This window comes from Streptomyces cylindrosporus (assembly GCF_022698165.1).
Lineage (GTDB): Bacteria > Actinomycetota > Actinomycetes > Streptomycetales > Streptomycetaceae > Streptomyces > Streptomyces cylindrosporus.
Genome location: NZ_JALDAY010000014.1, coordinates 139,134 through 159,122, shown reverse-complemented (window position 1 = coordinate 159,122; position 19,989 = coordinate 139,134). Strand labels below are relative to the sequence as shown.

Genomic DNA, 19,989 nt, shown 5'->3' with positions numbered 1-19,989 from the left:
CTCCTGCCTGGTCAGGTCAGTTGTCAAGGTTTCGGCCATGTACGGACCTTGAGGAGCAGATGAACCGGGCGGCATGGGGTGAAATCCGTCTACGCTGAGCGATTGAGTCGTACGGCGTCCAGGTGGTCGTACGGACACTGAGGCGCCCTAGGAGAACCAGCCGATGTCAGACAGCTCCCCCCTGCCGCCGGTGCGGCTGCACCCCGAAGCGGAGCTGGCGCGGGACGCCCTGTCCACGCCGTTGCTCTCCCGGGCCGCGCGGCTCGCCCGCTGGGCCGGTCCGGACACCCGGGTCGACGCCGGGGCGGGGCTGGTCGACGAGCAGCTGCCGGCCGCCGCGGAGGTGCTGGGGCTTACCGGTGAGGACGCCGAGGCGCACGCGAGCGAGGCGTGGCGGGTCGCCGTGGACACCGGGCTCGTCGAGGTCGTCGACGAGGACGAGGGGACGGTTGCGGCGGGGGAGGAGCTGGCGCTGCTGACCGGTGGGTCGCCGCACGATGTGCTGGCCGTGTGGCAGGGCGCTCTTGAGACGGTGCTCGCCGACGCGAGCGTGCCGGACATCGACGGGCTGGACGACGCCCTTGACGAGGGCGGCGAGATCGACTTCTCGCGGCTGGAGTGGGATCCGGACGCGGAGGCCGACTTCCTCGACGGGGTTCTCGGCAACCTGTATCTGCTCACCGTCAGCGAGGACGGGCCCGGCGAGTCCCCCGTGCCGCTGCCCGCGCTCGCCGCGTCGATGATCGTGCCCTCCGACATGGGGGAGCCGACCAACGACGTGCTGGAGCAGGTCTCCGACGCGATGATGAAACTGGACGACCAGTTCCGGCTGCTCGAACCGGTGGGGCTGGTCGAGTACCAGCCGGTCGACGAGGCGTTGATGGCGGACGCCGAGGAGGAGCCCGCCGCGCCGGTCGACGACACGGATGTGACGCGGTACGGGATGGTGCGGCTCACGCCGCTCGGGCGGTACGGGCTGCGGGCGCGGCTGCTGGAGGCCGGGTTCACCGCGCCCGCGGTGGGGGAGCTTGCGGACAAGGGGGCCGACGCGCTGTTCGACGGGACGGCGGCGTTTCCGCGGCGGGCCGCGCAGGCCGAGACCGAGGCGTGGCTGGCTCGGCGTGAACCGCTCGTGGCGGCGCGGGAGTTGCTGGCGGCGGCGAAGGGCGGGGACGCGGGGGCGCCGTTGCGGCGGCTACGGTGTCAGCAGGCCTTGTCGCTGGTGGGGGCGGAGGCTGAGCCGGCCTTGCGGGAGGTGCTCGGCGATGCCGAGCTGGGTGGGCTTGCGCGGGTGTGGCTGGCCGAGCGGGGGGCCGCGGATGTGCCGCCGCCGTCGGAGGCGATGATCTTCTGGCTGACCGTCGACACGGTTGCCGCGCAGCTTGCCGCCGAGGGGAACTCCGACGAGTTGCAGGAGCTCGTGGAGGGGCTGGCGCAGCAGCATCAGGGGTTCTTCGCGGCTGCCTGGCGGGTGGAGCATCCGGCCACGGCGGATGTGCTGGAGGCGATGGGGCGGCTGCATCCGGACAAGCGGATCGCCAAGGAGGCGCGGAAGGCCGCGTTCAAGGCCCGGTCGCAGCAAGGGGGTTGAGCGGGCGCCGCCGCGCGGGCGGGTGCGTTGTGGGTCGGGGTCGTGGTGGTACGGCGAACCCGCCGCCCACGGGGTTGCCGTCTCTTGAGGGGTGGGCGAGCCCGAGTGGCCTCGTACGCGGCGGGTTGCGCCGTACCACCACGACCCGCTCCCGTGCGTCGGCGGCTGCGGGCCGTCGTCCCTCTTGTGGTCTCGCGGGTGCGTGGGCTCTGGGTTCGGCGTGAAAGCGCTGCTGTTCGCGGGCACGCTTGCCTTGACCGTATGGCGGGGGGCGGCGGTGCGCATGGACCGGGCTGTGGCCGAGCGGCTGGTGCGGGACGGGCGGCGGGGCTGGCGTGCCGACAGTTTTCTCGGGGGGCTGAGCTGTGCGGCCCAACTCGCCCTGGCCGAGCGGGCCGAGCTCGTCTCCTTCGCCTCGGGGGCCCTGCTCATCAGGGAGGGTGATGTCAGCTCCGAGGTCTTCCTGTTGGTCGCGTCGTACGTCAAGGTGACCGCGGCCCTTGCCGACGGGGGCTGGACGTTGGTCGCCGTGCGGATGAGCGGTGATCTGGTGGGGGAGCTGGCGGGCATGAGCGGGGCGCCGCGCAGTGCCTCCGTGCGGGCGTGCGGTGTTGTGCCGGTGAGTGCGATGCGGCTCGACTGGTCTGAGTTCGATGCCGTCGCCGAGCGGTATCCGGAGGTGTTGCGGCGGTTGCAGGAGACGGTCAGTCGGAAGCTGACGGCGGCGACGCGGCGCCGGGTCGACTTCCATCACCGGTCTCCGACAGTGCGGTTGGCGCGAGTGCTGGTCGAAATGGCCGACGACTTCGGGCAGTCGGTGCGCGGACGCGAGGTCATCCTTCCGGTCGACCTCAAGCACATGGAGTGGGGCGAGCTCATCGGGGTCTCGGAGAGTACGGCGTACCGGGCGCTGCGGGAGTTACGGGATCTTGTGGACGCCCATCACCGGCGCGTCATCGTCACGGATCTGACGGGGCTTCGGAGAGTCGCCGACGGAGTGTGAAGAACGGTACCGGAGGTAACGCGGTGCCGGGTGGCGACCACTCGGACAGATGTGGTAGGCACGAGCTGCTACACGACTTGTAGGTCGTTCTCCTGCTTCAGGATTGGTCAGGCGTACGTTGCACGACAACGCGTCCGAGTCCGGATCGAATTCGGTCGAGAATCGCTTCCATGCTGTCGTCGTCCGGGTTGACCTCGGTGGCTACAGCCGGTTCAAGGGCCCGGACATGGGCCCCGCACAGGCGGCGCTGCGCGGGGCGCACGACGACACGCTCGGGCAGATGCCCGACGAACTGAAGCGCGAATTCAAGCACTTCCAGGAGACCGGCGACGGGTTCCAGCTGATGTGGCCCAGCGACCTGAGCCCCGAGGTGGTCTCGTGCTACGTCCAGGTCTTCCAGGACAGCCTGGCAAAGCGGAACGTGGACCGGGAGCCCGGCGTGCTGCTGCGCGTCCGTCTCGCCATGACCACGGGGTTCGCCGGGCCGGGTGCTCTCGGCATCACGGGGCCGGCGGTCATCAAGGCGGAACGCCTGGTCGAGGCGGTACAGGCGAAGCGGCTGCAGGCGGAGTTCCCCGAGCAGCAGCTGGTCTTGATCTTCGACGCCAATGTCCATGAACAAACGATTCGCGACGGCTATGCCGTAGGTGTCGACGGGTCCGGCTTCGTCCCCGTCCAGGTGCGCGACAAGTACGACGAGACGCATGACGCCCAGCTCGCCGTGCCCGGCCGCACGGCGGACGAGGTGCGCGCCGTCGTGAGCCCCTCGCTGCTGACGCGGATGAGGCGGTGCTTCCGCAGGACCGTGTGCCCTCGGGTCGGCAAGGTCGTACACGCGGTCCGGTCGGTGCCCAAGCTCGTGCTCGCCGCCGCCCTCGTGCCGGCCATGGCGGCCTGCGCGGTCGCCGTGCTCGTCCCCGTGGCCTTCTCCACGACCCGTGGTGAGGCACCTGGTGACGGGTCGGCCTGGTCGGAGGCGACGGCGCCCGCCGCGCACGAGCGCCCCGGGCCGGCGACCTCGCGCTCCCTGGACGAGCGCCCCACGCTGACCCCGATGACCGCCCCGTCGGCGTCGTCCGCGCCCGGAGAAGGGCAGTCGCCCACGTCGGACACCTGTGGGTCGGGAGGTCGCGCACGGGAGCAGTCGGCGCCTTGAGCCCCCGTATGCGCCCATGTGTCCTCCCTTTCGCGCCGGAGCCTCCCCGTCAGGTGACGGGCGATGACCGGGTCCGGCCGGGGGCGGGGCACTCTGCTGGTACGTGGTGGCGCGACGGGGGTCCGCGCCACCACGGTCCGGTGCTGTACGGCATTACCCGAACCGGGGAGACTTTTGGTTCCCGTGGTCGGGTGCGTACGGATTCATGGAACTGCGAGGCATGAAGTCGCCCGGTGTTCAACCCCCGTTCAGTCGTGAGCGGGACGGTGTCGCCGACCCGAGGTCCGCCACCCTCCACGGCACACCCACCGCGTCACAGGAGACACCATGTCGCTCACTCGCAGGGACTTCGCCAGGAAATCCGCGATCACCGGTGCCGGGGTCGCCCTGGCGGGCAGCGTCGGCGCCCTCGCCACCGCCCCCAACGCCCTTGCGTCCACGGAGACGGAAGGCGCAGAGCACTCGGCGGACGGGCACGGCGTCGGGTACGGGCCGCTGATCTCCGACCCGAACGGCATCCTCGCCCTCCCGGCCGGCTTCAAGTACCGGATCATCACGTACAGCGGCAAGACCAAGCTGGAGTCGGGCGAGTTCACGCCCTCCAACCACGACGGCACGTCCACCTTCGACGGGCCCCGCGGCGCCACCCTCCTCGTCAACAACCACGAGCTCAAGGGCCCGCGGGCGAACTGGAAGTACCCGGTCCCGCTGACCGAGGGCCTGGTCTACGACCCCGCCGCGTCCGGCGGCTGCACGGTCGTCGAGGTGCGCCGCGACCACGTCGCCGAGTGGGTCGGCATCGCCGGCACCTCCACCAACTGCGCGGGCGGCAACACCCCTTGGGGCACCTGGCTCACCTGCGAGGAGACCGAGGACAAGGCCGGCCAGAACGGCATGACCAAGGATCACGGGTACGTCTTCGAGGTCGATCCCGAGGACCGTCGGGCCAACCGTGGGCCGAAGCCCGTCAAGGCGCTCGGGCGGTACGCCCACGAGGCCGTCGTCGTCGACCCCAAGCGCGGGCACCTGTACCTGACCGAGGACGCGGCGACCCCGAACGGGCTGCTGTACCGCTGGACCCCGCCGGAGGGCTTCCGCCACGGCCGCGGCAAGCTGCGCACCCTCGCCGACGACGCGGGCGTACTGCAGGCCTTCAAGTGCTTCGACTCCGGCGGCCAGTTCGTCGACGACCTCTCCCGCGCCACGAAGATCGGCACGGTCTACGGCGTGGACTGGGTCGACGTTCCCGACCGGGACGCGAAGACCACCTCCGTGCGCAAGCAGTTCGCCGCCGGGCAGGTCACCCGTGCCCGCAAGCTGGAGGGCATGTGGTGGGGCGACGGCGGTGCGTACATCGTCTCCTCGTACGCCCGTGAGGAGAGCCCCGTCCAGCACGACGGCGCGGTGTGGTTCTACGACCCCAAGCGCCGGACCCTGACGCTGAAGGTCCTCATCGGCGTCAACCCCGACCCGTCGGTCGAGGGCAACTTCGACGGTCCCGACAACATCACCGTCTCCCCGTACGGCGGGCTCGTCATCGCCGAGGACGGCGAGGGCCTTCAGCACCTGTTCGGCGCCACCGACAGCGGCCGTACCTACCCCATCGCCCGTAACGAGCTCAACCTCGGCACCGAGGCGGAGCCCGAGTACAGCGAGTTCACCGGGGTCACCTTCTCGCCCGACGGCAGCACCCTGTTCGCCAACATCCAGGAGCCGGGCATCATGCTCGCCATCACCGGTCCCTGGAAGCGCCAGAAGCGCGGCTGATTTTCGTCGGTGATTTAATTCGTTCGCTCGACCCGCGGCCGTCCTCCTAAAGTTGTGCACGTCCAGGTGCGAAGGCAGGACCTACTTCCACTCATAATGGGGCGGCCGCGGGTTCGAGTCCCGCCACCGGTACAACAGGCCGGTGTAGCTCAGGGGTTAGAGCACCTACGTCGGTTCCGCCGACCTCGATCTCTGGACACCAAAACTCAATGCACCTCCCGGTGCGAAGCATTTGATCTCGGGGGGCGCAGTTCATGGTGTTCCCTTTGCTGCGTCTCCCTCCGAAACGGTCCGGAATTCGGGGGAATTCACCATGACGCGATTCAACAGCAAGGCCGCCCGTGCGCAGCCCACTTCGCGTGTCACCTCCACCGGCCGCATTCTCCGTTCCTATGAGGGCGGCCGCGGCCGTGAGCGCGACGCGCGTTCCGAGCTTTTTCTGCTTGCCGTCGCCAACTTCGTGTCGCAGCAGACCTTCTACGAGTCCGGCGCCGACCGCGACGACCGGTTCGCGCGGCTCGTGCGGCGGCTCGCCGTCGAGGACCCGGAGTGGACCGCGGGCCTGCTCGGCTGGCTGCGCGGCGAGGGAAACCTCCGTACCGCCTCGATCGTCGGTGCCGCCGAGTACGTGAAGGCACGCCTCGACACGGGCGCCACCGCCGGCCCGGCAAGCCGCCAGGTCGTGGCCTCCGTGCTGCAACGCCCCGACGAGCCCGGCGAGTTCCTCGCGTACTGGACGGCGATGTACGGCCGCAGCGTCCCCAAGCCCGTCAAGCGCGGGATCGCCGACGCCGTGCGCCGCCTCTACAGCGGCAGGTCGCTGCTGAAGTACGACACCGCGTCCAAGGGCTACCGGTTCGGCGACATCCTCAACCTGGTGCACGCGGCCCCGGACCCGGACAAGCCGTGGCAGGGCGAGCTGTTCCGGTACGCCCTCGACCGCCGGCACAACCCGGACACCGCGCTCCCGCCCGCGTCGAACCGCGTGCTCACCGCGCACCGCGAGCTGATGGCGCTGCCGCCGGCCGAGCGGCGTGCGGTGGTGACCTCGCCGGGCGGTGCGGAGCGGCTCGCGGCTGCCGGTATCACCTGGGAGGCACTGGCCGGGTGGCTGCAGGGTCCGATGGACAAGGCGGCCTGGGAGGCCGTGATCCCGTCCATGGGCGCGATGGCGCTCGTACGGAATCTGCGGAACTTCGACCAGGCCGGGGTCTCGGACGAGGTCGCGGCCCTGGTCGCGGCCAGGATCAGTGACCCGGCCGAGGTCGCGCGCTCGCGGCAGTTCCCCTTCCGGTACCTCGCCGCGTACCAGCACGCGCCGTCGCTGCGCTGGTCGTACCCGCTGGAGCAGGCGCTCGGCCACTCGCTGGCCAACGTGCCCGCGCTGCCCGGCCGCACGCTGGTGCTCGTCGACCGCTCGGGCTCGATGTGGGCACCGCTGTCGGACCGCTCGCAGCTCAACCGGGCCGACGCGGCGGCGGTCTTCGGTACGGCGCTCGCGCTGCGGGCGCAGCACGCGGATCTCGTCGAGTTCGGCACCAGCAGCCGGCGGCTGAGCTACGGCAAGGGCGAGTCGGTCCTGAAGATCCTCGGGCGCTTCGGCGACCTGGGCGGCACCGACACCGTCAGTGCCGTCCGCGCGCACTACCGGGGGCAGGACCGGGTGCTGATCGTCACCGACGAGCAGTACGCCCACAGCCGGTACGGCGACCCGACCGAGCAGGTCCCGGCGAAGGTGCCCGTCTACACCTGGAACCTCGCCGGGTACCGCGCGGGCCACGGCCCGTCCGGCAGCGCCAACCGGCACACCTTCGGCGGCCTGACGGACGCGGCCTTCCGGATGGTTCCGCTGCTGGAGGCGGCACGGGACGCCGACTGGCCCTGGGCCGCCTGAGCCACCCGATCGTGGCCCGCACTTCTACGGGGGTGCGGGCCACACCCTTGCCCCCGAGGGGGCTGACATCTAACATTTCAGTTGTGGAGTCCATACGACCCGTCCGGCGCACCCTGCTGAGGGACCGCGCCTACGAAGCCATCCGGGACGCCATCGTCGCCGGGGAGATCGAGCCGGGCGCGGTGGTGCGGGACGCCGACCTCGCCGAGCGGCTCGGGCTGTCCCGGGCGCCCGTGCGGGAGGCCTTCTCCCGGCTGGTCGACGAGGGACTCCTGGAGAGCAAGCCGCAGAGCTACACCCGGGTGACGCCGGTCGACGCCGCCGACGTACGGGACGCGGCCGCCGTCGTCGGGGCCATGCACGAGCTGGCCACCCGGGTCGCCGTGCCCCGCCTCCTCGACGCGGACGTCCAGGCGATGCGCGCCGCCAACGAGCGGTTCGCGGCCGCCGTCGACTCCGGCGACGTCGAAGGGGCCCTGCGCGCCGACGACGAACTCCACGACGTGCTGGTGCGGGTCGCAGGGAACCACGCGGCGGCCGCCACCGTGGCCCGCTACACCCCCCTCGTCCGCCGGCTGGAGCGGCACCGCTTCGGCGAGGGCGGCAACTGCCGTTCGGCCGGACTGCACGAGCAGCTGATCGACGCCTGCGCGGCCGGCCGCGTGGACGAGGCGGTCCGCGTCACCGCGGAGATCTGGCGCACCCTCGCCGACCTCGCCGACGGCGACTGATCCCACCCCGGGAGGACCCATGTCCCTTTCCTCGTACGACCGTTACCCCCTGCTCTTCGGCCCGTCCCCGGTGCACCCGCTGGAGCGGCTCACCGCACACCTCGGCGGCGCCGCCCTGTGGGCCAAGCGCGAGGACTGCAACTCCGGGATCGCGTACGGCGGGAACAAGACCCGCAAGCTGGAGTACCTGGTCGCCGACGCCCTCGCCAAGGGCTGCGACACCCTCGTGTCGATCGGCGGCGTCCAGTCCAACCACACCCGCCAGGTCGCGGCCGTCGCCGCCCGCGCCGGGCTCAAGTGCGTGCTGGTCCAGGAGAGTTGGGTCGACTGGCCCGACTCGGTCTACGACAAGGTCGGCAACATCCTGCTCAGCCGCCTCGCCGGAGCCGACGTACGCCTGGTCAAGGCCGGGTTCGGCATCGGTTTCAAGGAGAGCTGGGAGCAGGCGCTCAGGGACGTCGAGGAGTCGGGCGGCAAGCCGTACGCCATCCCGGCGGGCGCCTCCGACCACCCGCTCGGCGGCCTCGGCTTCGCCGGCTGGGCGTATGAAGTCGCAGATCAGGAGAGGGAGTTGGGGGTCTTCTTCGACACGGTCGTGGTGTGCTCGGTGACCGGGTCGACCCAGGCGGGCATGGTCGCCGGCTTCCGCGCACTGGAGGAGGCGGGCGGCCGGCGGCGCCGGGTGCTCGGCATCGACGCCTCGGCCAAGCCCGCCGCCACCCGCGAGCAGATCGCCCGGATCGCCCACAACACCGGCCAACTCATCGGCGTGAAGAGGGAGCTGACCGAGGCGGACGTGGAGCTGGACGAGCGGTACCACGCCGGGATCTACGGCATCCCCGACGAGACCACCCTGGCGGCGATGCGGCTGGCCGCCCGCACCGAGGGCATGGTCACCGACCCCGTGTACGAGGGGAAGTCGATGGCCGGAATGGTCGATCTGGTCGAACGCGGCGAGATCGACCGGAACTCCACGGTGCTCTACGCCCACCTGGGCGGCCAGCCCGCACTCAACGCCTACAGCGCCCTGTTCTAGCGGGCAGGCACCGGGCGATCGCCTTGTCCGGTGCCGTACCTACGCGGCGGGCCTGCGCCGCCCGGTGATCACGAGCGCACACACCAGCAGGGCGGTCACGGCGATCAGGGCGCCCACACCGAAGGCTCGCGCCGAGCCTTCGGTGAGCACCTCCGCCGGGGTGCCGGACGCGTGCCGGGTCACCGTTCCGAACACCGTGACCAGGACGGACAGTCCGAGCGTGCCGCCGAGCCACTGCAGGGTCTGGAGCAGGCCCGAGGCCGCGCCCGCCTCGTGCGGCTCGATGCGGGCCAGGATCGTCGCGTTGAGCGGCATGAAGCTCAGGCCGACGCCGGCCCCCATCAGCAGCAGCGGACCGAGCAGACCGGCCGCGTACCCGTCGCCGGGTTCCAGGCGCCACAGCCACGCGGCGGCGACCACGAGCAGCGCCATGCCGGTGAGCAGTACCGGCTTGGCGCCGAACCGGGGCAGCAGCCGCGGCACGAAGCGCACGGTCGTGAACATCGCCAGGGTCATGGGCAGGAAGGCGAACCCGGCGCGCAACGGGCTGTATTCCAGCACCTGTTGACTGATCAGGGTGAGGAAGTAGAAGGCGCCGAACATGCCCGCGGGCAGCAGCAGGACGCCCGCGTAGCCGCCCGCGCGGTTGCGGTCGGAGAAGAGGCGCAGCGGCATGATCGGCTGGGGTGCGCGGGACTCGACGAGGGTGAAGGCGACCAGCAGAGCGGCGGCCGTACTGAATCCGAGCATCGCCTGGCTGTCGCTCCAGCCCGCCTCCGAGACCCGGATGAAGGCGTAGACGAGCGAGGTCATCCCCGCCGTGCCGGTGAGCGCGCCCGCCGCGTCGAACTTGCCCGCGTGGCGCGGGGTCTCGGTGACGAAGCGGGGCAGGGCGAGGGCGACCGCGGCGCCGATCGGGACGTTGATGAGCAGGGCCCAGCGCCAGGACGCCCAGGAGGTGAGCATGCCGCCGAGGACCAGGCCGACGGAGGCGCCTATGCCGGCCATGGAGGAGTAGATGCCCAGGGCATGGTGGCGGCGGGGGCCGTCCGGGAAGTTGGTGGTGATCAGGGCGAGGGTGGAGGGCGCGGTGAGGGCGGCGCCGACGCCCTGCAGCGCGCGGGCCGCCAGCAGCCAGGCGCTGTCGGCGGCGAGCCCGCCGAGCAGGGAGGAGGCGGCGAAGAGCAGCACGCCGGCGGTGAGCGTACGGCGCCGGCCGAGGATGTCGCCGACGCGCCCGCCGAGCAGCAGCAGTCCGCCGAAGGCGAGCGTGTAGGCGTTGAGGACCCAGGACAGGCCGGTGCGGCTGAAGTCGAGGTCGTGCTGGATGTCGGGCAGCGCGACATTGACGACGGTGGAGTCGACGCCGACCATCAGGTAGGCGGTGACGATGACGAGGAGGACCGCGCCCAGCCGGGCCGGATGGTCCGGTGGGGCGGAGCGTGTGCCGGTGGTCATGGACGGGGTGGACATGGAGTTCTCCCGTTTCGAGGTCCCCGGTGGGATGTGTGCGGGCAGCACGAAGCAACGGATGTGGGCAGGGCGGGGCGGCCCGCGAAGAAAAGCGGGGACTGTCTCCGTTTAACTCTCGCTAAGATACGGAGAGAGTCCCCGGTTCGCAAGGAGTATCTGAATGGCGCAGGTCAAGCCCATGCGAGCGGACGCTCGGCGCAACTACGAACGGCTGTTGAAGGCCGCGGCGGAGGCCTTCGCCGAGCACGGGGAGAATGCGTCCCTCGACGACATCGCCAAGCGGGCGGGCGTCGGGTCGGGCACGCTGTATCGCCATTTCCCCACGCGGCAGGCGCTGTTGGAGGCCACGTACGTCGATCGCATCGAGGCGCTGGGGGAGCGGGCCGACGAGATCGCGAAGGAACTGTCGCCCGGGGAGGCCCTGGTGGAGTGGCTCTACGAGGTCTGTGTGCGGACGACCGAGGTGCGGGGGCTGAAGTCCCTGCTGGGATCGGCGGTCACGGACGGGAGCCGGGTCGAACTGACCGCCTGCGCCACGCACATGAAGGCGGCGGCGGAGCGGCTGGTCGGGGCGGCGCAGGAGGAGGGGACGCTGCGCCGGGACGTGGAGCCGATCGACGTACTGCGGCTGGCCCACGGGGTCGCCACGGCCTCGGAGCTGGCGAAGGGCGGGGGGTCGCACGTCCGCCGGTACCTGTCGCTGCTCACGGAGGGGCTGCGGCCCGGGTGAGCGAGGAGCGTCGGGTGCCTCCCGCCGGAGGCACCCGTGGACGTCGTACGACTAGAGAGCCTGTGCCGCCGGCTTCACCATCCCCCGCACCGTGCGGGACTTCACGAAGTCGCCCATCGCCGTCATGTCCCACTCGCCGGAGAACTGGCGGATCAGCTTCGCCATCATCACGCCCGTCTGCGCCTCCGCGTTCGTGAGGTCGAAGCGGACCAGTTCTTCTCCGCTGGCCGCGTCGATGAGGCGGCAGTAGGCCTTGGCGACCTCCGTGAACTTCTGGCCGGAGAAGGAGTTGACCGTGAAGACCAGGCCGGTGACCTCCTGGGGGAGCCGGCCGAGGTCGACCACGATGACCTCGTCGTCGCCTCCGCCCTCGCCCGTGAGGTTGTCGCCGGAGTGCTTGATCGCGCCGTTCAGGATGGACAGCTTGCCGAAGTAGCAGCTGTCGATGTGGTTGCGCTGCGGGCCGTACGCGATGACCGACGCGTCCAGGTCGATGTCCTTGCCACGGTAGGCCGGCTCCCAGCCGAGGCCCATCTTGACCTGGGCGAGCAGCGGGCGGCCGCCCTTGACCAGGGACACCGTCTGGTTCTTCTGGAGGCTGACCCGGCCCTTGTCGAGGTTGATCTTCCCGGCGCCCGGCGCCGGAGGACCCCCCGCGGGCGCGGGGTTGGCCGGGGGAGGCGGCGGCATGGTCAGCGGCGGGGCCGGCGGCGCCACCGGCGTCTGGATGGTGGGCGCGGGCGGGGCGACGGGGGCGGCGGCCGGGGCCGGCTCCTCCACCGTGACGCCGAAGTCGGTGGCGATGCCCGCCAGCCCGTTGGCGTATCCCTGGCCGACCGCCCGGGCCTTCCACTGGCCGCCCCGGAGATAGATCTCCACGACCACCAGCGCCGTCTCGGTGCCCAGCTGCGGAGGGGTGAAGGTGGCCAGCACCGAGCCGTCGTCCGTGCCCCGGACGGTGGCCGTCGGCTCGATGCCCTGGAAGGTCTGCCCGGCGGCGTCCGGGCTGGCGGTGACCACGATCTTCTCGATGCCCGGCGGCAGCGCGGCCGTGTCGACGAGGATCGCGTCCGGTGACGTACCGCCGCCGGAGCGGTACGTCACACCCGGGCCGCTCGGCTGGTTGTAGAAGATGAAGTCGTCGTCCGAGCGCACCTTGCCGTCGCCCGTGAGCAGCAGGCCCGACACGTCCAGCCGCACCGGGGCGGCGACGTCCACCGTCACGCGGGCGGTGGGGAGAGGGATGTTCGAGCCTGGGGTCATAGCTGTCATGCCCGGTGAACGAACGACCTCGCTTTACCGTTCCCTTAAACTTCGACGGCTCCCCCGGACGCCTACGGCACCACGACGATCTTCCTGCCGACCCCGGCCGCGAACTGGTCCAGCGCCTCCGGATACCGCTCCAGCGGGATCCGGTCGCTGATGAAGATCTCCGGGTCGAGCACCCCGGTCGCGAACAGCTCGGCCGCCCGCTCGAAGCTGTGCAGGACCGCCATGGAGCCGGTGATGGTGATCTCCTGGTTGTAGATGCGGTACGGGTCGATCGTCACGCGGGTCGCGTAGTCGGCCACGCCGAACTGCAGGAACGTGCCCGCCTTCGCCACCCGGTCCAGGCCGTCCTGGATCGCCGCCGCGTTGCCCGTGGCGTCGACGACCAGGTCCCAGCCCTGCGGCCGGTCCAGCTCGTCCGGGTTCGCCGCCGACGCCGAGACACCCAGCCGTACCGCCGTCTCCAGGCGGGCCGGGTTCAGGTCCACCACGTCCACGCTCGCCGCACCGGTGCGCTTGGCGAGCTCCAGCATCATCAGGCCCATCGTGCCGGAGCCGTAGATCAGGACGTGTGCGCCCAGACGGGACTGGAGGACGTCGTAGCCGCGGACCGCGCAGGACAGCGGCTCCACCAGGGCCGCGTCCTGGGTGCGGACGTGTTCGGGCAGCTTCACGCAGTTCGCCACGGGGGCGAGGGCGTACTGGGCCGCGCCGCCGGCGGTGGTGACGCCGATCGCGGCCCAGCGTTCGCAGAGGTTGTTGTGGCCCGTACGGCAGTACCGGCACTCGTAGCAGTACAGGGACGGGTCGACGGCCACCCGGTCGCCGACCGCGACCTCGGTGACCTGGGCGCCGACGCCCACCACCTCGCCGGCGAACTCGTGGCCCGGCACGATCGGCAGCTTGGGCGCGAACTCGCCCTGGAGGATGTGCAGGTCGGTGCCGCACAGGCCGCACGCGGCGACCTGGACGACGACCTCACGCGGGCCGGGTGTCGGGTCGGGGACCTCGGCGACGACGGCGCGGCCCACGGACTCGATGACGGCGGCCTTCATTTGACGGCTCCCAGTGACAGGCCCTGGACCAGCTTGTCCTGGGCGGCGAACCCCGCGGCGAGCACCGGCAGGGAGATGACGAGCGACGCGGCGCACACCTTCGCCAGGAACAGGCCCTGGCTGGTGATGAAGCCGGTCAGGAAGACGGGGGCGGTCTCGGCGACCACGCCCGTCAGGACCCGGGCGAACAGCAGCTCGTTCCAGCTGAAGATGAAGCAGATCAGGGCGGTGGCGGCGATGCCGGGCAGGGCGATCGGGGCGACCACGCGCGCGAGGATCGTCGGCAGCCGGGCCCCGTCCACGCGGGCCGCCTCGATGATGGCCACCGGGACCTCGGAGAGGAAGGACTGCATCATCCACACCGCGATCGGCAGGTTCATGGACGTGTAGAGGATGACCAGGAACCAGATGTTGTCGAGCATGTCCGTGTTCTTCGCGAACAGGTAGATCGGCAGCAGGCCCGCCACCACCGGCAGCATCTTCGTGGACAGGAAGAAGAACAGGACGTCCGTCCACTTGCGCACGCGGCGGATGGAGAGCGCGTACGCCGCTGGCAGTGCGAGGAGCAGCACGAAGGCCGTCGACGCCACCGATGCCACGGTGGAGTTGATCAGGGCGGGCCAGGGGCTCGCGCCGCCGCCCGTGCCGAAGAACTCGCGGTAGCCGTCCAGGGTGAGGGCGGCCCCGAAGGAGGGCGGGTTGGTGGCCGCGTCCGCCTCCGAGTGGAAGGACGTCAGCGCCATCCAGGCGATGGGCAGGAAGAAGACGATGCCGACCAGCCAGGCCACCAGGCCGAGCCCGTTGCGGCGCAGTACCGCGTTCATGCGCGGGACACCTCCTCGCGGAACAGGGACGACACCACGCGCAGCGCGAAGGTCGCGATGATGATCGAGCCGATGACCACCAGGACGCCCGCGGCCGAGGCGAGGCCGTTCTCGTGGGCCTGGTAGAAGCTCTGGTAGACGGTGTAGGGGAGGTTGGCGGTGCCCAGGCCGCCGGAGGTGATCGTGAAGACCGCGTCGAAGTTCTGCACGATGTAGATCGAGCCGAGCAGGGCGCCGAGTTCGAGGTAGCGGCGCAGGTGCGGGAGCGTCAAGTGGCGGAAGATCTGCCAGTCGTTGGCGCCGTCGACGCGGGCGGCCTCCAGCTGTTCGTTGTCGCGGCTCTGCAAGCCGGCCAGCAGGATCAGCATCATGAACGGCGTCCACTGCCAGATCAGGGAGGCCTCGACCGCGATCAGCGGGTTGTTCGAGATCCAGTCGGGCTGTGGCCCGCCGACGTAGTGCAACAGCCCGTTCAGCAGGCCGTATTCGGGGTTGAACAGCACGTGCTTCCACAGCAGGGCCGCGGCCACCGGGACCACCAGGAAGGGCGCGATCAGCAGCGTCCGGACTATTCCTCGGCCCCGGAACCTACGGTCGAGGAGCAGTGCGAGCGCCAGGCCCAGGACCAGGCTGACCAGGACCACGGTCACCGTCAGCAGGATCGTCGTCCACACCGAGTGGCGCAGGTCCGCGTCGGTGAGGACCTCCTTGTAGTTGTCGAAGCCGGTGAAGTGCCGGGCCTTCGGGTAGAGGGCGTTCCAGTCGAAGAACGAGATGATCAGCGTGGCCACGAACGGCAGCTGGGTCACCACGATCATGAAGACCAGTGCGGGCAGCAGTGGGGCGCGGGTGGCCCAGGCGCGCATCCGGGTGGACGGCTGGTGCGTCGTGCGTACGGGAGTTGCGGCTATCGGAGCCGTTGTCGTGGCGCTCATCGCCCCTCGTACTCCTTCGAGATCTTCTCGGCGAGTTGCTGGGACTTCTTCAGGGCCGAGTCGACGGACTGGCGTCCGGCGATGGCCGCGCTGATCTCCTGGGAGACCTTGGTGCCGAGATCGGTGAACTCGGGGATGCCGACGAACTGGATGCCGGGCGCGGGGCGCGGCTGCACCCCCGGGTCGTTGGGTTTGGCGCCCTCGATGGCCTCCTTCGTCATCTCCTGGAAGGCGGCGGCCGACTTGACGTACTCGGCGTTCGTGTAGGTCGAGGCGCGCTTGCCGGCGGGCACGTTGGGCCAGCCGCTGGTCTCGCCGACGAGCTCCTCGTACTGCTTGCTGGAGGCCCAGGAGACGAACTTCCAGGCCTTGTCGGGGTTGCGCGAGGCCTTCTGGATGCCCCAGGCCCAGGTGTAGAGCCAGCCGGAGTTGTCGGTCTTCTCGACGGGGGCGGGCGCGTAGCCGAGCTTGCCCTTGACCGGGGAGCCGCTCGCCTCAAGCGAACCTGCGGCGCTCGTGGCGTCGTACCACATGGCGACCTTGCCCTGCGTCATGTTGTTCAGGCACTCGGCGAAGCCGGACTGGGCCGCGCCGGACTCGCCGTGCTTGCGGACCAGGTCGACATAGAACTTCGTCGCCTTCTCGAAGGCGGGGGAGTCGAGCTGTGCCTTCCAGTCCTTGGTGAACCAGGTGCCGCCGAAGGTGTTCACGACCGTGGTGAGCGGTGCCATCAGCTCGCCCCAGCCGGGCAGGCCGCGCAGACAGATGCCGCGCATCCCGGACTCGGCCCCGTCGACCTCGGCGGCGAGCTTCGCCACCTGGTCCCAGGTGGGGTGGGCCGGCATGGTCAGGCCCTTCTTCTCGAACACGTCCTTGCGGTACATCAGGAAGGACGACTCGCCGTAGAAGGGCTGCCCGTAGAGCTTGCCGTCGTCGGCCGTCAGCGACTGGCGCATCGGCTTGAGGACGTCCTGCTCGTCGTACGACGGGTCCTTGGCCACGTACGAGTTCATCTCGTGCAGCCAGCCGTTCTTGGCGTAGATCGGGATCTCGTAGTTGGAGAGCGTCGCCACGTCGTACTGGCCGGCCTGGTTGGCGAAGTCCTGGCTGATCTTGTCGCGGACGTCGTTCTCCGGCAGCACGGTGAAGTTCACCTTGATGCCGGTCTCCTTGGTGAAGTGCGCCTTGGTGAGCTTCTGCAACTCCACCATCTGCGGGTTGTTGACCATCAGGACGTTGACGGAGTCACCGCCGGAACCGGACCCGCCCGCCCCGACCCAACAGCCGGAGAGCAGCGGGGCGAGCAGCGTCCCTGCGGCGGCCATGGCGAGCATCGCTCGCGGCGGCCGTCGTCGGCTCTGGGTGCGCATGGATCGCTCCTGGACATAGAGGGATATAAAGGGCGCAGCTTGGCGTGGCTGAGCCCGGTGAAGGGGGCAATGCGTTCTCAGACTCGGATGACCTGTGGGCCCAGCAGTGAATATCGGTGAGCCTCGGCCGAGGGCAGCAGCGTGCTCGTGACGATCGTCTCCAGCGCGCCGATCTCCGCGAACCGGCAGAAGCTGACCGCCCCGAACTTGGTGTGCACGCCCGCGAACACCGTGCGCCGGGCGGCCCGGATCGCCTGCGCCTTGACCTCGCTGACGGCCGGGTCGGGAGTGGTCAGGCCGTGTTCGCGGGAGATGCCGTTGGCGCCGATGTAGGCGAGGTCGATGACGAAGCCGGCCAGCATCTTCGTCGTCCAGTGGTCGACGGTGGCCAGGGTGCCGGGGCGGACCCGGCCGCCGAGCAGCAGTACGGAGATGTTGCCGGCCTCGGCGAGGCTGCCCGCGACCGGCAGGGACGCGGTGACCACGGTCAGCGGCCGGTCCCCGGGCAGCGCCTCGGCGATGAGCTGCGGGGTGAAGCCCTCGTCGACGAAGACCGTCTCGGCGTCCCCGAGCAGCTCGGCCGCGGCGGTCGCGATCCGGCGCTTCTCGGGTACGTGGCTGGTGGCGCGGAAGGCGAGGGTCGTCTCGAAACCGGCGCTCTCCACGGGGTAGGCGCCGCCGTGGGTGCGGCGGACCAGGCCGTGGTCCTCCAGTGCGCGGAGGTCCCGGCGCACGGTTTCCTTCGCCACGCCGAGTTGGGTGGCGAGGGTGTTGACGTCCACGGCGCCGGTTGTGCGGGCGACTCGTACGATTTCCCGCTGGCGTTCTTCCGCGGTACTGGTCATTCGGTCACCCGCTTTCCTGGCGTGCTGCCCGTTCGGGCCGTATGCAGGAAGTTGTACAGCGGGTGGGGGGTGGTGACCAGGTCTGTTGCGGGGGTGATCCTGTCCGTGTGTGCCCGTTCGGGCGGGGTGCGCCTACGGGGGCGGTGAGTGCGGTTGTGCTGCGGCTGCGGGTTTGTTGTGGCTGGTCGCGCAGTTCCCCGCGCCCCTGATGGTGCGCTGGCGCGCGACCATCAGGGGGGCGTGGGCATGCCCGAACGCGACTGTCGGTGGGTCCGTTCGGTGCCCGCCCCCATGAGAATCAGCCGGTCAGTACGGCCAGATCGGTGGGTCGCTCACGAAGTGGCCGCCCATGTAGGCGTGGGCGATGTTCTCCGGGTCCAGGTCGCCCTGTTCCGCGATCAGCTTCTCCGCGTACGGCTCCGAGTCGTCCTGGGGGTCGTAGCCGAGGGCGCGGGCCGTGGTGAGGTCCCACCAGAGGCGGGTGTTGGCCGAGGAGCCGTAGACGACCGTGTGCTCCACGTTCTCCGCGGTCAGCGCCGCGTGGAAGAGGCGGGCGCCGTCGGCCGGGCTCATCCACACCGACAGCATGCGCACGCTGGTCGGCTCCGGGAAGCAGGAGCCGATGCGTACGGAGACCGTCTCCAGGCCGTGCTTGTCCCAGTAGAGCTGGGCGAGGTCCTCGCCGAAGGACTTGGACAGGCCGTAGAAGGTGTCCGGGCGGCGTGGGGTGTCGATCGGGACGAGCGCGCTTGGATCAAGAGGTGTGTCGCCCTGGGGGCGCGGGGTGAAGCCGATCGCGTGGTTGGAGGAGGCGAAGACGATCCGGGCGACGCCCTCCTCGCGGGCGGCCTCGTACAGGTTGTAGGTGCCCTCGATGTTCGCCCTGAGGATCTTCTCGAAGGGGGCTTCCAGGGAGATGCCCCCGAGGTGGATGATCGCGTCGACGCCCCGCACGGCCTCGCGCACGGCCTGCTTGTCGGCGAGGTCCGCGGTGATCGCGTCCGGCGCGCCCTCGATCGGGCGCAGGTCGAGCAGGCGCAGCTCGTAGCCGTACTCGGGGAGCAGGTCCCGCATCAGGGTGCCGACTCCGCCGGCGGCGCCGGTGAGCAGAACGGTGCGGGGGGCCGGCATCTCGCGTCTCCTTCGATGGGTGGCTGCATGCGTGCACGGTATTCACATCCGTGGACACGCTAAGGAGCTGGAACAGGGCTCGTCAAGTATCCCGTGGACGGCGGAAATCTGCTGGTGCCATGGGGGTTTGCGCGCTTGACCTGCCGCAAGGCGGCTCCTTAGGGTGGCGATGTTCAGAAATATAGACGCCGATCAGAAGAACGTACGCGCCTGCCTCAGGGAGAGCCCGTGACGCCTGCCCCTCTCGCCGCTCGACTCAGCATCCCCAGCGGGCCGCTGTTCTTCCCCGTCACCGCCTACGGCCCGGACGGCTCGCCCGACCTCGACGTCTACCGCGCCCATGTGCGCCGCGGGGTCGACGCCGGGGCCGCCGCGGTCTTCGCGTGCTGCGGCACCGGCGAGTTCCACGCGCTCACGCCCGAGGAGTTCGAGGCGTGCGTACGGGCAGCCGTCGAGGCGACGGACGGGCGGGTTCCGGTCGTCGCGGGGGCCGGCTACGGCACCGCGCTCGCCGTGCGGTACGCGCGCGTGGCCGAGGCCGCCGGCGCGGACGGGCTGCTCGCCATGCCGCCGTACCTCGTGGTCGCCGGGCAGGAGGGGCTGCTGCGGCACTACCGGGAGGTGGCCGCCGCGATCGCGCTGCCGGTGATCGTCTACCAGCGCGACAACGCCGTGTTCACCCCGGAGACCGTCGTCGAACTGGCCCGCACGGACGGGATCATCGGCTTCAAGGACGGGCTCGGCGACCTCGACCTGATGCAGCGCGTCGTCAGCGCCGTACGCACCGAGGTCCCCGGCGACTTCCTCTACTTCAACGGCCTGCCGACCGCCGAGCAGACCCAGCTCGCCTACCGCGCCATCGGCGTCCCGCTCTACTCCTCCGCCGTGTTCTGCTTCGCCCCAGAGCTCGCGCTCGCCTTCCACCAGGCGCTGGAGGCGGGCGACGAGTCGATGGTGAACCGGCTTCTGGACGGCTTCTACCGGCCGTTCGTGGAGCTGCGGGCCCAGGGCCGCGGGTACGCCGTCTCCCTGGTCAAGGCGGGGGTACGGCTGCGCGGGCTCGACGTGGGGGAGGTCCGGCCGCCGCTGCACGAGCCCACCGAGGACCATGTGAAGCGACTCGCCGAGCTGATCGAGCGCGGCTACGGGCTGCTGGAGGAAGGCAAGTGAAGGCGCTGA

At 70.6% G+C, this 19,989-nt stretch carries 17 protein-coding genes; 9 read left to right on the top strand and 8 right to left on the bottom strand.

Annotated features, from left to right (window positions below; all coding sequences use genetic code 11):
• Nucleotides 1-163 precede the first annotated feature (163 nt).
• The 7 genes from MQP27_RS39560 (at nucleotide 164) to MQP27_RS39530 (ending at nucleotide 9,178) form a co-directional block, all read left to right on the top strand.
• The gene (locus MQP27_RS39560) at nucleotides 164-1,591 is read left to right on the top strand and encodes a hypothetical protein (protein ID WP_242774529.1); all 1,428 of its coding nucleotides are present in this window, start codon (nucleotides 164-166) and stop codon (nucleotides 1,589-1,591) included.
• Nucleotides 1,592-1,874: 283 nt separating this feature from the next.
• Nucleotides 1,875-2,594 carry a Crp/Fnr family transcriptional regulator gene (locus MQP27_RS39555; protein ID WP_242774526.1) on the top strand — a complete coding sequence of 240 codons (720 nt, stop codon included), beginning with the start codon at nucleotides 1,875-1,877 and terminating at the stop codon, nucleotides 2,592-2,594.
• 226 nt (nucleotides 2,595-2,820) lie between these two features.
• The gene (locus tag MQP27_RS39550; RefSeq protein WP_242774523.1) at nucleotides 2,821-3,750 is read left to right on the top strand and encodes a hypothetical protein; all 930 of its coding nucleotides are present in this window, start codon (nucleotides 2,821-2,823) and stop codon (nucleotides 3,748-3,750) included.
• 327 nt (nucleotides 3,751-4,077) lie between these two features.
• Nucleotides 4,078-5,517, top strand: coding sequence for an alkaline phosphatase PhoX (locus tag MQP27_RS39545; protein ID WP_242774520.1), 1,440 nt, complete (start codon nucleotides 4,078-4,080; stop codon nucleotides 5,515-5,517).
• A gap of 313 nt (nucleotides 5,518-5,830) precedes the next feature.
• On the top strand, nucleotides 5,831-7,411 hold the full coding sequence (locus MQP27_RS39540; protein ID WP_242774516.1) for a TROVE domain-containing protein: 1,581 nt from the start codon (nucleotides 5,831-5,833) through the stop codon (nucleotides 7,409-7,411).
• A gap of 83 nt (nucleotides 7,412-7,494) precedes the next feature.
• The gene (locus MQP27_RS39535) at nucleotides 7,495-8,142 is read left to right on the top strand and encodes a GntR family transcriptional regulator (RefSeq protein ID WP_242774514.1); all 648 of its coding nucleotides are present in this window, start codon (nucleotides 7,495-7,497) and stop codon (nucleotides 8,140-8,142) included.
• Between the two features lie 19 nt (nucleotides 8,143-8,161).
• Entirely contained in the window at nucleotides 8,162-9,178 is a 1,017-nt protein-coding gene (locus tag MQP27_RS39530; protein ID WP_242774512.1) for a 1-aminocyclopropane-1-carboxylate deaminase, read from the top strand.
• 39 nt (nucleotides 9,179-9,217) lie between these two features.
• Here the strand turns inward: MQP27_RS39530 and MQP27_RS39525 are convergent, their stop codons facing one another.
• On the bottom strand, nucleotides 9,218-10,651 hold the full coding sequence (locus tag MQP27_RS39525) for an MFS transporter (RefSeq protein ID WP_242774510.1): 1,434 nt from the start codon (nucleotides 10,649-10,651) through the stop codon (nucleotides 9,218-9,220).
• 160 nt (nucleotides 10,652-10,811) lie between these two features.
• Here MQP27_RS39525 and MQP27_RS39520 point away from each other — a divergent pair, with 160 nt between their 5' ends.
• Nucleotides 10,812-11,381 (top strand): TetR/AcrR family transcriptional regulator, encoded by a 570-nt coding sequence (locus MQP27_RS39520; RefSeq protein ID WP_242774508.1) that lies wholly within the window; start codon nucleotides 10,812-10,814, stop codon nucleotides 11,379-11,381.
• 51 nt (nucleotides 11,382-11,432) lie between these two features.
• On the opposite strand, the gene MQP27_RS39515 is transcribed toward MQP27_RS39520, so the two are convergent.
• The 7 genes from MQP27_RS39515 to MQP27_RS39485 all read right to left on the bottom strand — a co-directional run bounded on the left by MQP27_RS39515 (nucleotide 11,433) and on the right by MQP27_RS39485 (nucleotide 18,810).
• Nucleotides 11,433-12,644 (bottom strand): TerD family protein, encoded by a 1,212-nt coding sequence (locus MQP27_RS39515; RefSeq protein WP_242774889.1) that lies wholly within the window; start codon nucleotides 12,642-12,644, stop codon nucleotides 11,433-11,435.
• A gap of 71 nt (nucleotides 12,645-12,715) precedes the next feature.
• Nucleotides 12,716-13,705: a zinc-dependent alcohol dehydrogenase family protein gene (locus MQP27_RS39510; protein ID WP_242774506.1), complete on the bottom strand. Its 990-nt coding sequence runs from the start codon at nucleotides 13,703-13,705 to the stop codon at nucleotides 12,716-12,718.
• Complete coding sequence (locus MQP27_RS39505; protein ID WP_242774504.1) at nucleotides 13,702-14,529, bottom strand: carbohydrate ABC transporter permease; 828 nt, start codon at nucleotides 14,527-14,529, stop codon at nucleotides 13,702-13,704. Before MQP27_RS39505 ends, MQP27_RS39510 begins: the two co-directional genes overlap by 4 nt.
• Nucleotides 14,526-15,464 carry a carbohydrate ABC transporter permease gene (locus MQP27_RS39500; protein ID WP_242774501.1) on the bottom strand — a complete coding sequence of 313 codons (939 nt, stop codon included), beginning with the start codon at nucleotides 15,462-15,464 and terminating at the stop codon, nucleotides 14,526-14,528. Before MQP27_RS39500 ends, MQP27_RS39505 begins: the two co-directional genes overlap by 4 nt.
• The gene (locus MQP27_RS39495) at nucleotides 15,461-16,834 is read right to left on the bottom strand and encodes an ABC transporter substrate-binding protein (protein WP_242774498.1); all 1,374 of its coding nucleotides are present in this window, start codon (nucleotides 16,832-16,834) and stop codon (nucleotides 15,461-15,463) included. Before MQP27_RS39495 ends, MQP27_RS39500 begins: the two co-directional genes overlap by 4 nt.
• A gap of 77 nt (nucleotides 16,835-16,911) precedes the next feature.
• A complete protein-coding gene (locus MQP27_RS39490) occupies nucleotides 16,912-17,679 on the bottom strand; it encodes a DeoR/GlpR family DNA-binding transcription regulator (protein ID WP_242774495.1) in 768 nt (255 codons plus the stop codon).
• Nucleotides 17,680-17,985: 306 nt separating this feature from the next.
• Entirely contained in the window at nucleotides 17,986-18,810 is an 825-nt protein-coding gene (locus tag MQP27_RS39485) for an NAD-dependent epimerase/dehydratase family protein (protein ID WP_242774492.1), read from the bottom strand.
• Between the two features lie 228 nt (nucleotides 18,811-19,038).
• On the opposite strand from MQP27_RS39485, the gene MQP27_RS39480 reads away from it, so the two are divergent.
• On the top strand, nucleotides 19,039-19,980 hold the full coding sequence (locus MQP27_RS39480) for a 5-dehydro-4-deoxyglucarate dehydratase (RefSeq protein ID WP_242774488.1): 942 nt from the start codon (nucleotides 19,039-19,041) through the stop codon (nucleotides 19,978-19,980).
• The last annotated feature ends 9 nt before the right edge of the window (nucleotides 19,981-19,989 follow it).

Coding starts and splice junctions, on each gene's coding strand:
- MQP27_RS39560 (WP_242774529.1), top strand. CDS start 164: ATGTCAGACAGCTCCCCCCTGCCGCCGGTGCGGCTGCACCCCGAAGCG.
- MQP27_RS39555 (WP_242774526.1), top strand. CDS start 1,875: ATGGACCGGGCTGTGGCCGAGCGGCTGGTGCGGGACGGGCGGCGGGGC.
- MQP27_RS39550 (WP_242774523.1), top strand. CDS start 2,821: ATGGGCCCCGCACAGGCGGCGCTGCGCGGGGCGCACGACGACACGCTC.
- MQP27_RS39545 (WP_242774520.1), top strand. CDS start 4,078: ATGTCGCTCACTCGCAGGGACTTCGCCAGGAAATCCGCGATCACCGGT.
- MQP27_RS39540 (WP_242774516.1), top strand. CDS start 5,831: ATGACGCGATTCAACAGCAAGGCCGCCCGTGCGCAGCCCACTTCGCGT.
- MQP27_RS39530 (WP_242774512.1), top strand. CDS start 8,162: ATGTCCCTTTCCTCGTACGACCGTTACCCCCTGCTCTTCGGCCCGTCC.
- MQP27_RS39525 (WP_242774510.1), bottom strand. CDS start 10,651: ATGTCCACCCCGTCCATGACCACCGGCACACGCTCCGCCCCACCGGAC.
- MQP27_RS39520 (WP_242774508.1), top strand. CDS start 10,812: ATGGCGCAGGTCAAGCCCATGCGAGCGGACGCTCGGCGCAACTACGAA.
- MQP27_RS39515 (WP_242774889.1), bottom strand. CDS start 12,644: ATGACCCCAGGCTCGAACATCCCTCTCCCCACCGCCCGCGTGACGGTG.
- MQP27_RS39510 (WP_242774506.1), bottom strand. CDS start 13,705: ATGAAGGCCGCCGTCATCGAGTCCGTGGGCCGCGCCGTCGTCGCCGAG.
- MQP27_RS39505 (WP_242774504.1), bottom strand. CDS start 14,529: ATGAACGCGGTACTGCGCCGCAACGGGCTCGGCCTGGTGGCCTGGCTG.
- MQP27_RS39500 (WP_242774501.1), bottom strand. CDS start 15,464: ATGAGCGCCACGACAACGGCTCCGATAGCCGCAACTCCCGTACGCACG.
- MQP27_RS39495 (WP_242774498.1), bottom strand. CDS start 16,834: ATGCGCACCCAGAGCCGACGACGGCCGCCGCGAGCGATGCTCGCCATG.
- MQP27_RS39490 (WP_242774495.1), bottom strand. CDS start 17,679: ATGACCAGTACCGCGGAAGAACGCCAGCGGGAAATCGTACGAGTCGCC.
- MQP27_RS39485 (WP_242774492.1), bottom strand. CDS start 18,810: ATGCCGGCCCCCCGCACCGTTCTGCTCACCGGCGCCGCCGGCGGAGTC.